We start from the raw sequence: 13,900 nt of genomic DNA, 5'->3' as shown, positions 1-13,900 counted from the left end.
GGAACCGCCGGTCGACCCGGAGCCGCCGGTGGAACCGCCGGTGACGCCGGAGCCCCCGGTCACGCCGCCGCCGGTGACGCCGCCTGCCCCGCCGCCGACCACGCCGCCCGCGCCGACGCCGCCGCCGCCGGTGCCGCCGATCATCGCGGTGCCGTCCACGCCGGCCGGCACGGTGACTCCGGCGACGCCGCCGGCCGGCGTCATCACCGGCCCCGTTGGCCCCGGCAGCACTTCGACCTCCAGCTTCGACAATCCGGCGCTGGGCGGCGACCGGTCGCGCGATCTGCCAAGCCTGGCGAACAGCGACATCAGCGCGTTCCGCCAGCCCGCGATCAACCCGCTACAGCTCACCGTCGAGTTGCAGGACCGGGTGCTGAACGAGGGCACGCAGAGCTTCGCCATGCCGGCGAATGCCTTCCGCCATACCGACCCGGCGGAGCGCATCGCGGTGGAAGCGACGCTGCCTGACGGCTCGGCCCTGCCCAGCTACGTCATCTTCGACTCCGACACCGGCACCTTCACGGTCGATACCGACGTGCCGCGCGAAGCCGGGGTGGAGGGCATCGATATCCGGGTGAAGGGCCGCGACACCGCCGGCAACGAGGTGTCGACCACCTTCTTCGTCGCCTTCACCGAGGCGGCGCAGTCTCGCAACGCCTCGCAGCAGGCCGGCGACGCCGCCGCCAATACCGAGCAGCGCAGCGCCCCGGCCGACGGTGCCCCCCAAGACGCGCAACAGCCGGACGCAGGCGATGGCGAAACGCCGCCGCCGGCCAATGACGACGCGCCGAGCGCTACGCCGCAACAGCAAGGCAGCCTCGACGAGGTGCGCCCGGAGGGCCGCCAGGCCACCGCCGAGCAGCTCGACAAGGTCGGCCGACAGGCAGCCTTCACCGAACGCGACCGGCTGCTGGCGGACCTACTCAGCATCTTCCGCGCCTCCGCCTAATCAACTCACGGCACCGCCATGAAAAAGCTCAAGGACCAGACCCTCGTGACCGCACTCAAGCCCGCGCTGCGCCGCAGCCTGCTCCTGTCCGTCTCGTTGCTGGCGCTGGCCGCCTGCTCGGTCACGCCGGAGCCGATCGAGCTGCAGGAGATCGCCCAGACCGCCGTGGCCGACCAGTCGCTGATCGCCGCCTCGGAAGAGAAGGTGACCGGGCCGCTCGACCTGTCCACCGCCGTTGCCCGGGCGCTGAAGTTCAACCTGGCCCACCGCGTCCAGATCATGGAGGCGGCGCTGGCCAACAAGAGCTTCGAGCTGGCCAAGATGGACATGCTGCCGATCCTGGCGGCCACCGCCGGGGCCACAGCGCGCGACAATGACAACGCCTCCAGCTCGACCTCGGTGCTGACCCGCCGGCAAAGCCTGGAGCCGTCGACCTCCGAGGATCGCGAGCGGTTCAACGCCAGCGCGCGCTTCTCCTGGAACGTGCTGGATTTCGGCATCAGCTACCTGCAAGCCAATCAGGAGGCGAACCGCTATCTGGTGGCCGAGCTGACGCGCGAAAAGGCGATGATGCAGCTCGTCCAGCAGGTCCGCACCGCCTTCTGGCGCGCCGCCGCGATGCAGATGATCAGCGGCCGCGTGGACACGCTGCTGACCGAGGCCAACAAGGCGCGCGCCGATCTCGACCGGGTGCTGAACGCCCGCCTGCGCCCGCCCCTGCGGGTGCTGGAGGAGATGCGCACCCTGTCGGAAATCATCCAGCAGCTGGAGACCATGCAGCAGTCGGTCAGCGCCGCGCGGGTCGACCTGGCCGCGCTGATCAACGTGCCGCCCAGCCAGGAGGTGAAGCTGGTCGCGCCGGAAGCCCTGCCGATGCCGCCCTCCCCGCCGACCGATCTGGAACGGCAGGAGCTGATGGCGCTGGTGAATTCCGGCGACTACGCCGCCCAGCTCTACAATATCCGCATCGAGCAGCTGGAAAGCCGCAAGGCGCTGATCCGCCTGCTGCCGGGCGTCGAGCTGTTCAGCGCGGTCAATTTCGACACCAACAGCTACCTCTACAACCAGACCTGGGCCGAGGTCGGCGCGCGGGTGAACTGGAACATCATGCGGCTGCTGGCCTATGACGAGATCAAGGATCTGAACGAGGGCCGCAAGCAGCTTGCCGTCGCCCGCCGGCTGGCGACCAACATGGCGGTGATCACCCGCCTGCGCCTCAGCCACGAAACCTATCTCAGCGCGCTGGAACGGCTGCGCCGCACCCGGGACATCGACAGCATCGACAGCGAAATCCGCCGCCTGACGCTCCAGGCCGCCGCCAGCTCGGCCACCTCCGGCATCGCCGGGGTGCAGAGCGAGGTGCGCGCGCTGCGCTCCACCGTCGCCAATCTTCTGGCCTATGCCGACGCGCAGAACGCCTATGGGCTGTACATGGTCAGCCTGGGTCTCTCGGTCGCGCCGGAGGATTATCAGTCCAAATCGGTCGAGGATCTGGCCGGGCTGGTGAAAGCGGCCTTCACCAAATGGGAAGCCGGCGATTTCGGGGAGCTGCCGCAGATCGAAGCGGCCGTCCAGAAATAACATGCGCCCGGCCGGAAGATACGGCCGCCGGGCTGCCCTTGCGACGCTGATCCTGGTGGCGGCCGCGACCATGGCCGCCGCCCAGCAGCAACCGCCGGTGGAGCTGCCTTCCGGGCTCATCGACCCATCCTTGTCGCTGCCGCCGGTGGAGGCGGCTCGCGGCACGGCGCCGGCCGCGAGCGAAAGCCGGCCGCTCGATTCGGTGCGCGGGCAGTTGCGCCCGCGCCGGCAGACCGTGCTGGGCGCCGGCCTGCCGGGACGCATCGAATCCTTCCCGGTCGAAGTCGGCGACATCGTCGCCGCCAACGCCCCGCTGGTGACGATGGATTGCGCCGTGCTGGAGGCCGACCGCCGCACCGCGCAGGCCCGGCAATCAGCCGCCACCGCCCGCTACACGGTCAACAACAAGCTGGCCGACGCCAACAATATCAGCGGGTTGGAGGTCGACCTCAGCCGCGCCGAAATGGCCGTGGCCCGCGCCGAGGAGCAGCGCATCGCGGCGCGCATGCGCCATTGCAGGATCGTCGCCCCCTTCGCCGGGGTCGTGGTCGGCAAGTCCGCGCAGGCCTTCCAATATGTCGCCGAGGGCGAGCCGCTGCTGCATCTGGTCGATAATAGCGACCTGCTGGTCGATGCCGCCGTGCCCTCGACCTGGCTGTCCGACGTGACGGTCGGCCGGCGCTTCACCATGCATATCGACGAGCTGGATATCGACGTGTCCGGCCGGATCGACGGCACCGAGGGCCGGGTCGACCCGGTGAGCCAGACGGTGCGCCTGATCGGTAGCCTGACGAACCCGCCGAAGAACCTGCTGGCCGGGATGAGCGGGCCGATCGACCTGGCGGTGGAACCAACGCAATGAGCCACGCCGACACGCGCGATCTGCAATTGCGCGGTCTGGCTGAGCTGCTGCTGCTGGAGCAGCGGTTGCGGCGGGCGGGCGGCGTCGATGCGCTGCTGTTCACCGCAATCAACGATCTCGGCATGATCGTGCCGATGGACTCCGGCCTGATCTGGCTGGACCGCACCGGCGGCGGCCGCGTCGCCGCCGTCGCCGGCCTGCCGGAGCCGGTGCGAGACGCCCCCTTCACCGTCTTCGCCCGCCGGCTGGGCGAGCATCTGCACCGCCAGGCGCTGGCAGGCCGCAAGGCCGGCAAGCCCGCGACCGATTATCCGGTTTCCGCCGCCACCCTGCCGCCGGCGCTGGCTACCGACTGGGCGGATTTCCTGCCCGCTCATGCCGTCTGGCTGCCGCTTGCCATCACCCTGGACGGCAAGCCGGGCGGCGGTGTGGAGGGACCGGTCCTGGGCGGCATGCTGGTCGGCCGCGCCGCGCCCTGGCGCGACGAGGAGCGACGGCTGCTGGCCCGCGCGGCGGAAGCCGCAACGCATGCGCTGGACCGGCTGACCATGCGCCGCCGCCCGACCGCCCTGCGCGGCCTGCGCCTCGGCCTAGTCGCCGCCCTGCTAGGCGGTGCGGCGGCGGCCGCGATGTTCATTCCGGTCACCTGGAGCGCGCTGGCCCCGGCCGAGCTGAAGGCCGCCGATTCCACCGTCGTGCGCGCCCCGCTGGAAGGCGTGATCGGCGAGGTGGCGATTCAGCCGAACCAGTCGGTGCATCCCGGCGAGCTGTTGCTGCGGCTGGACGACAGCGCGCTGCGCACCAAGCTGGACGCCGCGATCCAGGGGCTGGACATCGCGCGCGCCGAATTCCGCCAGGCGCAGCAGACCGCGATGCGCGACAATGAGGCCGCCAGCCGCTACGCCGTGCTGAATGCCCGCGTGGCGCAGGCCGCCGCGGAAGTCACCTATCTGGAGGAGCTACTGGAGCGCATTGCCGTGCGCGCCGACCGCGCCGGCATCGTGCTGGTGCCGAACTTCCCGGAAATGCTCGGCAAGCCGGTTCGTCTGGGCGAGCGGCTGCTGACCATCGCCGATCCCAGCGCGGTCGAGATCGAGGCCTGGCTGCCGGTCGAGGACAGCCTGCCGCTGGCGCCCGGCGCGCCGCTGTCGCTGTATCTGAACATCGCCCCCGACGAGGTGCTGCACGGCACGGTGCGCGACATCGACTATCAGGCGCAGCTTTCGCCGGCCAATATCCTGGCCTTCCGCGTGATCGCCGATCTGGACGAAACGGCGACGCTGCCGCGCATCGGTCTGCGCGGCACGACGCGGCTGCAAGGCGACGACGTGCCGCTCTATTTCCTCATCTTCCGCCGGCCCTGGGCCGCGATCCGACCATGGCTGGGCTTCTAAGCGCGCCGGTTCCCGGCATCGGCTTCGGCGGCGCCATGGCCGAGGCCGTGGCCCCGCGCGCCGGCGGCGACCCCGCGCCGCGACTGCGCCAGACGCTGGACATCCACCCGGCCGAGCCGGACGAGGATGGCGCGCCGGCCTGGCTGCTGCACGACCGCATGGCCAACACCTATTTCCGCATCGGCGCGGAGGAGGTCGACCTGCTGTCGCTGGTCGATGGCCGCTCCGCCGCCGCCGTCGCGGAGGCCGCCTGGAACCGGTTCCGCCGCCGCGTGACGCCGACCGATGTGGAGGCGCTGTTCGAGTTCCTGCGCGCCAACAATCTGGCCGAGGCGGACGATGCCCAGCGCCGGCGCTATCACGGCCGGCTGGCGGCGAAGCCGTCGATGTTCAAGCGGCTGCTGCGCGGCTATATCTCCTTCCGGGTGCCGCTGCTGCATCCCGACCGGTTCCTGACCGCGGCCCTGCCCTGGGTGCGCTGGCTGGGCAGCCCCTGGACGCACGCCGTGCTGGCGCTGCTGGCGATTGCCGGCCTGTATCTGGTCAGCCGGCAGTTCGAGAGCTTTCTGGCCACCGCCGTGGGTTTCTTCTCGCTGGAAGGGCTGGCGGCCTATGCGCTGACCATCGTGGCGGTGAAGATCTGCCATGAATTCGGCCATGCCTTCGTCGCCAAGGCCAAGGGGCTGCGCGTGCCGAGCATGGGGGTGGCCTTCATCGTGTTCTGGCCGGTGGCCTATACCGACACGACCGACGCCTGGCGGCTGACCCGGCGGCGCGACCGGCTGCAAGTGGGGGCCGGCGGCATCTCGGTCGAGCTGGGCATCGCCGCCGTGTCGCTGTTCCTGTGGAACCTGGTGGGCGACGGGCCGGCGCGCTCGCTGCTGTTCCTGCTGGGCACCACCTCCTGGGTGTTGAGCCTGCTGGTCAATCTGAACCCGCTGATGCGCTTCGACGGCTATTTCCTGTTCTCCGACCTGATCGGCGTGGCCAATCTGGAGCAGAAAGCCCATGCCTCGGGGAAATATTACCTGCGCCGCTTCCTGTTCGGCTGGGACCGGCCGCTGACCCCCGACCGGCCGCGCCTGGGCTATGCCGCCTTCGGCTTCGCCATCTGGCTGTACCGGCTGATGCTGTTCCTGGGCATCGCGCTGGCGGTCTATCATCTGTTCTTCAAGGCGCTCGGCATCGTGCTGTTCGTGGTCGAGCTGGTGTATTTCATTGCCGCGCCGATCTGGCGGGAAATGCGCGCCTGGGGCCGGGAGCGCGCCCGGCTGCGGCCAAACTTCGCCCTGTTCCGCACGCTGTGCCTGCTGGGCCTGGGCATCTGCCTGTTCGCCCTGCCCTGGCGCGCCAGCGTGGCGGTGCCGGCGATGCTGAGCAACCATGTCGCCACGATCTACGCGCCGGAGGCCAGCCGCATCGTCGAGTTGCTGGCCAGGCCGGGCATGGCGGTGAGCGAGGGCCAGCCGCTGATGGTGCTGGAAGCGCCGCAGTTGAAGCACGACCTGGCCCAGGCGATCCGCCGCCATGACGAGCTGATCCTGGAACGCGCCTCGCTCGGCATCGACGCGCTGCGGCGCGAGCGCACGCAGGTCATCGTCGCCGGGCTGGCGGCCGAGCGACGCCGCATCGAGGGGCTGCGCCAGCGCATCGCCCGGCTGGTGGTGCGCGCGCCCATGGCCGGCACCGTCACCGACATGCCGGAGGGTCTGCAGGCCGATATCTGGCTGGCCGAGGGCGAGGAATTACTGGCCGTCATCGACCATGCCCGCCCGCCCTACATCCAGGCCTATGTGCCGGAAGTCGATGTCGCCCGGCTGCGGCCGGGCGGGCGGAGCAGCTTTTACGCCGAGGCGCTCAACGGCCCGCGGCGCACCGCCATTGTCACCGAGATCGCGCCGACCGCGGCGCGGGAAACGCCGGAAATCCTCGCCTCCTCGCATGGTGGGCCGATTTCCGTGGTGCGCGACGAAACCACCATGACGCCCCGGCCGATGCAGGGCCTGTACAAGATCGTCGCCGAGGCCGGCGCCGACGAGGACGCCGCCCCCCCGCCGCAGCGCGTCGAACGCGGCACGCTCACCATTGAAGCCGAACCGCAGAGCCTGGGCCAAGGCATGATTCGCCGCCTGTTCGCCCTGCTGCGCCAGGAAAGCGGATTGTAAAGAGATGGCTGGCGACGGCCGCCGAACGCCGATATCGTTGCCCGATTAACCCGTCGGACCAAAGGAAGAAAAAGAATGCCGATCGTCGACATCACCCTGTTCGAAGGCCGCACGCCGGAACAGAAGAAGGCCCTGCACAAGGCCGTCAGCACCGCCATCGAAACCTCGATCGGCGCGCCGCCGGCCAGCATCCGAATCATCCTGCGCGAAATCCCGAAGACCCATCTTTCGGTCGGCGGCGAAACCAAGGATTAGCGGCAACAGGCGGCGCTTATTCGCCGGTGAAGTCGGGCTTGCGCTTCTCCTTGAAGGCGGCGATGGCCTCGTTATGGTCGCGCGTCGCATGCGCCAGCGCCTGCATGGCGGCGGCCACGTCGAGATGCGCGTCCAGGGTCGAGCGCCAGCCCTGGCGCAGCAGCTTCTTGGTCAGCCGCATGGCGTGCGGCGGGTTGGCGGCGATCTTCGCGGCCAGGGCGCGGGCGGCGTCCATCAGCCCGGCGTCCGGCACCACCTTGGAGACCAGGCCGCAGGCCAGCGCCTCCTCGGCGTCGACCAGGTCGCCGGTCAGCGCCATCTCGCAGGCCTTGGAGAACCCCACCACGCGTGGCAGCAGCCAGGCCCCGCCATCGCCCGGCACGATGCCCAGCTTCACGAAGCTCTCGGCGAATTTAGCACTCTGCCCGGCGATGCGGATGTCGCACATCAGCGCCAGGTCGCAGCCGGCCCCGATGGCGGCCCCGTTCACCGCCGCGATCACCGGCACCTCCAGCGCCTCGAAGGCCAGCGGCAGGCGCTGGATGCCGTCCTTGTAATTGCGCCGCGTCTGCGCCGGCAGGCCGGCATTCAGCCCGCCCGCCTCGCCCATCTTGTTGATGTTCCCGCCCGAGGAGAAGCCGGGGCCGGCCCCGGTCAGGATCACGCAGCGCACGCCGATATCGCCGTTCAGCGGCGCCAGCGCGTCCAGTACCGCCTCTACCATGTCGGCATCCGAGATCGGATTGCGCAGCTCCGGCCGGTTCAGGGTCAGGGTCAGGATTCCGTCCTGCCGGTCGCTCAGCACCAAATCGGTCATGGATTCCTCTCGCTAAAACCGTTTAAACGCTCCGTCCGTCATTCCAAGCCCACGCGGCCGACATCCAGCAGGCGGAGGCGTGGACCCCTGGTACAAGACCAGGGGTGACAGTCGGAGAAATGGAATCGTCACCGCAACCCCAGCCCGCGGGCGATGATGCCGCGCAGAATCTCGCGGGTGCCGCCGCGCAGGGAGAAGCCGGGGGCGCTGAGGATCAGCTGGGCGAGCACGGCGGCGGCGGGGTCGGGCGATTCCACCATCGGCTCCAGGGCCAGCACATGGCGGATGACCTCCGGCATTTCCTGCTCCAGCGTCGCCCCCAGATCCTTCACGATGGCAGCCTGGAGGCCGGGATTCTCGCCATTCTCCAGCAGCGTGGCGACCGAGCGGGACAGCCGGCGCAGCACCGCCAGATGGGCGACCAGCCGGCCGACCAGCGCCTCGGCCTGCGGTTCGGCCTGCGATTCGGCCTGCGATTCGGGCCGCGATTGCAGCCAGGCGACCAGCCGCACCAGCAGCTCGAAGGAGGACAGGAAGCGTTCCGGCCCGCTGCGCTCCAGCGCCAGCTCGCTGGTCACCTGCTGCCAGCCATTGCCCGGCGCGCCGATGATCGCGTCGTCGGACAGGAATACGTCGGTGAAATGCACCTCGTTGAAATGATGGCTGCCGGAGATGTCGACGATCGGCTTGATCGAGATGCCGGGCGTGGCGAGGTCGACCAGGAACTGGCTGGTGCCCTCCTGGCGCTGCGAGGCCGGATCGGTGCGGCAGAACAGAATCATGTAATGCGCGTGATGGCCAAAGGAGGTCCACAGCTTGGTGCCGTTCACCACATAGCCGCCCTCGACCTTGCGCGCCAGCATGCGCACGGCCGCCAGGTCGGAGCCGGCATCCGGCTCGCTCATCCCGATGCAGAAGAAGCATTTGCCGGCCGCGATGCGCGGCAGGATGTCGGCCTTCTGCCGCTCGGTGCCGAACTTCATCAGCGTCGGGCCGCTCTGCCGGTCGGCGATCCAGTGGGCGGCGACCGGCGCGCCGGCGGCCAGCAGCTCCTCCAGCACGACATAGCGCTCCAAGGCGCTGCGCTCGTGCCCGCCATAGCGCTTCGGCCAGGTCATGGCGACCCAGCCCTTGGCGGCCAGCTTCTCGGAGAAGCCGGCATCGAAGCCGAACCAAGTCTCGGCGCGCTTGTGCGGCGGCCGGTCGGCGATGGTCTCGGCCAGGAAAGCGCGCACCTCGGCCCGCAGCGCCTCGGCGGCCTCGGAACTGGCGGGAGTCGGGAAAGTCAGGGCGTTCATCTCCATCCCTCCTCAGATCGACGCGACCAGGGGCCACAGCCCCTCGGGCCCGGCGGCCACTGCCTGGCGGCCGATCAGGCGGCTCCATTCCGCTTCCGCGCCGAATTCCTCGCGCCAGGACCACAGCCGCTTGGTGAGGAAATGCAGCCGGTATTCCTGCGAGAAGCCGATGGCCCCGTGAATCTGATGCGCCAGCCCGGCGACGATGCCCGCCGCCTCGCCCGCGCGCACCTTGGCGATGGCGATGGGCAGCACGCCGATCTCCCGCGCGCCCAGCGCTTCCGCCGCGATGTCGCCGGCGCCGAGTGCCGCCGCCGCCTGGCCGGCCAGGATCGCCATATTATGCTGGATCGCCTGGAACTTGCCGATCGGCCGGCCGAACTGGCTGCGCTCGTTGGCGTATCGCACGGTCAGGTCGAGCGTGCTGGCCATCGCCCCGGCCATCGCCAGCGCGCGGATCGCCGCCGCCGCCGCGCGGAAGCCGGCCACCCCGTCCGCAAACGCCGCCGCCGCGACCGGCGCCGAATCGACCGCCAGATCGTCGCGCGGCTCGAACGCCAGATTGGCGCCCTCGGTCAATCCCGCCCCCGCTGTCGGCAGGCAGAGCAGATGGGCGACGCCATAGCGCTCCACCACCGTTACCACATGCGCGACATGGCGGCCCCAGGGCACCCGGCGCAGCGTGCCGCTCGCCTTGCCGTCCTCGAAGGAGAGGTCGTCGCCCATCGCCAGCGAGATCGCGCCCTCCGGCGCGTCCAGCCCGGCGCGGGCGAGCAGCCAGCCGGCCAGCATCGTCTCGGCCAGCGGCAGCGGCAGCGCGTGCGACCCGGCGATGCGGGCGAGCTGCACGGCGGTCGATGCCGGCAGTTCCTCCCCCAGGCTCATCGCCTGGGTCAGGCCGGCCTGTTCCAGCGCCGCCCATGGGCCGGCGAGCCAGCCGCCGGCCTGCGCCTCCAGCAGCCGCTCGGCGGTGCATTCCTTCGCAAGCAGCCGATCGGCCGTCTCGAACAGCAGGCTGGCTTCGAAACTCACGCTCTCCTCCCTTGCTCGGTTTCTTATTCGTCGGTCAGCAGGCGGTCCCGGACCACCGCGCCGTCGGCGTAGAGCTGGGCGATATCCTGCGATGAAAGTCCCAGCAAGTCGCGCAGAACATACCCGTCCGGAACAAAAGCCGGATTCGCCACGTTCCGCTGAAGGGAGCGGACAGGCAGGGACCGGGAATGGCGCCGCGCGCGAATTGGAAAGGGTTTCTGAAGGTGGGAGAGGTCACCTGCGCGGTGGCGCTCTACACCGCCGCCTCGACCTCGGATCGGATCGCCTTCCACATGGTGAACCGGGCGACCGGCCACCGGATGAACCGGCAATTCGTCGATAGCGACACCGGCAAGCCGGTGGAGCGCGACGACCAGGTGAAGGGCTATGAGGTCGGCCAGGGCGATTATGTCGTGCTGGAGCCGGAGGAGATTGCCGCCGCCGTGCCGGACACCGACAAGGTGCTCGCGGTCTCCGCCTTTATCGGCTGCTCCGACATCGACAGCGTTTATTTCGACAAGCCCTATTACCTGGCCCCCGCCGACCGCAACGCCGCCGAGGCCTTCGCGCTGATCCGCGAGGGCATGCGCCGCAAGAAGGTGGCGGCCATCGCCAGCACCGTGCTGTTCCGCCGCTGCCGCACCCTGCTGATCCGCGCCGAGGGCGACGGGCTGATCGGCACTACGTTGAATTTCGATTATGAGGTGCGCGCCGCCGAGGGCGCCTTCGATTCCGTACCCGACCTGAAGATCAAGGGCGAGATGCTGGATCTGGCGCGGCACATCATCGACACCAAATCCGGCAAGTTCGATCCGGCGCACTATGAGGATCGCTACGAATCGGCGCTGGCCGATCTGGTGCAGGCGAAGCTGGAAGGCAAGAAGATCGAGCCGCGCAAGCCGGCCCGGCAGGAAAAGGTGGTCGATTTGATGGCCGCCCTGCGCGAAAGCGCCGGCGCCGCGAAGAAGAAAAAGCCGGCGGCCCGCGTCAGGGCCAAATCGGCCGCGCCACGGCGCAAGGCGAGCTAGGCGATGGCGCTCGACAGCTACCGCCAGAAGCGCGACTTCACCGCCACGCCGGAACCGAAGGGCCGGAAATCCCGCAAATCCGGCAACAGCTTCGTCATCCAGAAGCACGATGCGCGGCGGCTGCATTACGATTTCCGGCTGGAGATGGACGGCGTGCTGAAAAGCTGGGCCGTCACCAAGGGCCCCAGCCTGGTGCCGGGCGAAAAGCGGCTGGCCGTCCATGTCGAGGATCACCCGCTGGATTATGGCGGCTTCGAAGGCACGATCCCGAAGGGCGAATATGGCGGCGGCACGGTGATCCTGTGGGATCGCGGCAGCTGGACCCCGGTGCATGACGCCAAGAAGGGCTACGCCAAGGGCCATCTGGAATTCGAGTTGAAGGGCGAGAAGCTGGGCGGCCGCTGGCACCTGGTGCGCATGGCCGGCAAGAAGGGCGAGAAGCGAGAGAACTGGCTACTGATCAAGGGCGAGGACGAAGCCGCCCGCAGCGCCGACGATCCCGACATTCTGGAGCAGCGCCCGGAATCGGTGGCGACCGGCCGCAAGATACCCGAGGTCGCAACCGAAAAGCCGGGCTGGTCCTCGAAGACCGGCCGCATCGGATCGCCGCTCGACCCGGCCGCGCTCAAGGGCGCGACGAAAGGCAAGCTGCCGGATTTCCTGCCGCCGGCGCTGGCCAGCCTGGCCGCCGCCCCGCCGACCGGCGCGCGCTGGCTGCATGAGATCAAGTTCGACGGCTACCGCCTGCAAGCCCGCATCGAGGGCCGGCAGGTCAAGCTGCTGACCCGCAGCGGGCTGGACTGGACCCGGAAATTCGGCAAGCCCGTGGTCGAGGCCTTCCGCAAGCTGCCGGTCGGCGCGGCGCTGATCGATGGCGAGCTGGTGGTGGAAACCGGTACCGGCGCGTCCGACTTCTCCGCCCTGCAGGCCGACCTCAGCGAGGGGCGCAGCGACCGGTTCAGCTTCTACGCCTTCGACCTTCTGCATCTGGACGGCCACACTCTGACGAAAGCGCCGCTGGTCGAGCGCAAGGCGCTGCTGGAAAAGCTGATCGACGCCGCCGGGGACGACGGGTCGCTGCGCTATAGCGGCCATTTCGACGAAAGCGGCGCCATGGTGCTGCGCCATGCCTGCCGGCTCAGCCTGGAGGGAGTGATCTCCAAACTGCGCGATTCGCCCTATCGCAGCGGGCGTGGCAAAAGCTGGGTGAAGTCGAAATGCTCGGCCCGGCAGGAATTCGTGATCGGCGGCTTTATGCCCTCCAGCGTCTCGCGCAAGGCCGTCGGCTCGCTGGTGCTGGGCGTGCATGAGGAAGGCGCGCTGCGGCATGTCGGGCGCGTCGGCACCGGCTTCAGCGCCACGGTGGCGGAAGATCTGATGAAGCGGCTGGCGAAGCTGCGCACCGACGACAGCCCGTTCGCCGACAAGCTCACCGCGACCGAGGCGCGCCAGGTGCGCTATGTCCGCCCGGAGCTGGTGGCCGAAGTCGAGTTCCGCGCCTGGACCGGCGAGGGCCATCTGCGCCATGCCTCCTTCCGGGGGCTGCGCGAGGACAAGCCGGCCGCCGAGATCGTGCGCGAAACGGCGAAGCCGGGGAAGCGACCGGCGCCCGAGAAACCCCCGAAACGCACCGTGAGGCTGACCCATCCCGACCGCATCTACTGGCCCGACGCGGGCGTCACCAAGGAGGGGCTGGCGGATTATTACGCCGATATCTGGCGCTCCATCGCGCCCTTCATCGTCGGCCGGCCGCTGGCGCTGCTGCGCTGTCCCACCGGCATCGAAGGCCAGCAATTCTTCCAGAAGCATGCCTGGAAGGGGCTGAACCCGAAGAGCGTCCAGGTGCGCGACCCGCAGGACAAGCAGGGCGAACCGCTGATCGCCATCGAGGATCTGGACGGGCTGATGGGGCTGGTGCAGTCGGCGGCGCTGGAAATCCACCCCTGGGGCTCGACCGTCGCGAACTGGGAACGGCCGGACATGATCACCCTCGATCTCGATCCCGGCCCGGGCGTGGGCTGGGAAACGGTCATCGCCGCCGCCGGGGAGGTGCGCGCCCGGCTGGAGGATGCCGGCCTGGCGGCCTTCGTGAAGACCTCCGGCGGCAAGGGGCTGCATGTGGTCGCGCCATTGACGCCGAAGGCCGACTGGCCGGCGGCCAAGGCCTTCACCAAGGCGTTGGCCGATGCGATGGCGGCCGACAGCCCGGCGCTTTACGTCTCGACCATCGCCAAGGCGAAGCGCAAGGGCAAGATCCTGATCGACTATCTGCGCAACCAGCGCGGCATGACGGCGGTGGCCGCCTACTCCACCCGCGCCCGCCCCGGCGCACCCGTCTCCATGCCGCTCGCCTGGGACGAGCTGGGCCCGGAGATCGGCCCGGCCCACTTCACCGTCGCCAATACCCCGGCCCGCCTCGCCGCCCTCAAAGCCGATCCCTGGGGCGACTTTCACAACTCCGCCGCGCCCCTGCCCACAGCAAGGAAAAAGCGCTAGCCGCCTTATGCTTCGAGACGCCT

At 69.5% G+C, this 13,900-nt stretch carries 11 protein-coding genes; 8 read left to right on the top strand and 3 right to left on the bottom strand.

The features are described from left to right. The 6 genes from AUP43_RS19330 to AUP43_RS17595 all read left to right on the top strand — a co-directional run. The coding region (locus tag AUP43_RS19330; RefSeq protein ID WP_198154962.1) for a hypothetical protein at window positions 1-949 on the top strand (949 nt) is incomplete at its 5' end. Between the two features lie 45 nt (window positions 950-994). Continuing rightward, entirely contained in the window at window positions 995-2,530 is a 1,536-nt protein-coding gene (locus tag AUP43_RS17615) for a TolC family protein (RefSeq protein WP_198154961.1), read from the top strand. A 1-nt stretch (window position 2,531) separates the two neighbouring features. Beyond that, window positions 2,532-3,392 carry an efflux RND transporter periplasmic adaptor subunit gene (locus tag AUP43_RS17610; protein ID WP_067560132.1) on the top strand — a complete coding sequence of 287 codons (861 nt, stop codon included), beginning with the start codon at window positions 2,532-2,534 and terminating at the stop codon, window positions 3,390-3,392. Continuing rightward, window positions 3,389-4,786, top strand: a complete 1,398-nt coding sequence (locus tag AUP43_RS17605; protein WP_067560130.1) for an efflux RND transporter periplasmic adaptor subunit — start codon at window positions 3,389-3,391, stop codon at window positions 4,784-4,786. Before AUP43_RS17610 ends, AUP43_RS17605 begins: the two co-directional genes overlap by 4 nt. After that, on the top strand, window positions 4,771-6,951 hold the full coding sequence (locus AUP43_RS17600; RefSeq protein ID WP_067560128.1) for an HlyD family efflux transporter periplasmic adaptor subunit: 2,181 nt from the start codon (window positions 4,771-4,773) through the stop codon (window positions 6,949-6,951). Before AUP43_RS17605 ends, AUP43_RS17600 begins: the two co-directional genes overlap by 16 nt. A 75-nt stretch (window positions 6,952-7,026) precedes the next feature. After that, the gene (locus AUP43_RS17595) at window positions 7,027-7,206 is read left to right on the top strand and encodes a 2-hydroxymuconate tautomerase (protein ID WP_067560126.1); all 180 of its coding nucleotides are present in this window, start codon (window positions 7,027-7,029) and stop codon (window positions 7,204-7,206) included. Window positions 7,207-7,222: 16 nt separating this feature from the next. Here the strand turns inward: AUP43_RS17595 and AUP43_RS17590 are convergent, their stop codons facing one another. The 3 genes from AUP43_RS17590 to AUP43_RS17580 all read right to left on the bottom strand — a co-directional run bounded on the left by AUP43_RS17590 (window position 7,223) and on the right by AUP43_RS17580 (window position 10,353). Further along, complete coding sequence (locus tag AUP43_RS17590; RefSeq protein ID WP_067560124.1) at window positions 7,223-8,023, bottom strand: crotonase/enoyl-CoA hydratase family protein; 801 nt, start codon at window positions 8,021-8,023, stop codon at window positions 7,223-7,225. A gap of 128 nt (window positions 8,024-8,151) precedes the next feature. Then, window positions 8,152-9,321, bottom strand: coding sequence for an acyl-CoA dehydrogenase family protein (locus AUP43_RS17585; protein ID WP_067560139.1), 1,170 nt, complete (start codon window positions 9,319-9,321; stop codon window positions 8,152-8,154). Between the two features lie 12 nt (window positions 9,322-9,333). Next, the gene (locus tag AUP43_RS17580; protein ID WP_084462897.1) at window positions 9,334-10,353 is read right to left on the bottom strand and encodes an acyl-CoA dehydrogenase family protein; all 1,020 of its coding nucleotides are present in this window, start codon (window positions 10,351-10,353) and stop codon (window positions 9,334-9,336) included. A gap of 188 nt (window positions 10,354-10,541) precedes the next feature. Here AUP43_RS17580 and ku point away from each other — a divergent pair, with 188 nt between their 5' ends. After that, on the top strand, window positions 10,542-11,381 hold the full coding sequence (gene ku / locus AUP43_RS17575; RefSeq protein ID WP_067560123.1) for a non-homologous end joining protein Ku: 840 nt from the start codon (window positions 10,542-10,544) through the stop codon (window positions 11,379-11,381). 3 nt (window positions 11,382-11,384) lie between these two features. Then, a complete protein-coding gene (ligD, locus tag AUP43_RS17570; RefSeq protein ID WP_067560122.1) occupies window positions 11,385-13,877 on the top strand; it encodes a DNA ligase D in 2,493 nt (830 codons plus the stop codon). Window positions 13,878-13,900 lie beyond the last annotated feature (23 nt).

This window comes from Oceanibaculum pacificum (genome assembly GCF_001618175.1).
GTDB lineage: Bacteria > Pseudomonadota > Alphaproteobacteria > Oceanibaculales > Oceanibaculaceae > Oceanibaculum > Oceanibaculum pacificum.
The sequence above is the reverse complement of the archived record's forward strand: the minus strand, read 5'-3'. Positions and strand labels throughout refer to the sequence as shown.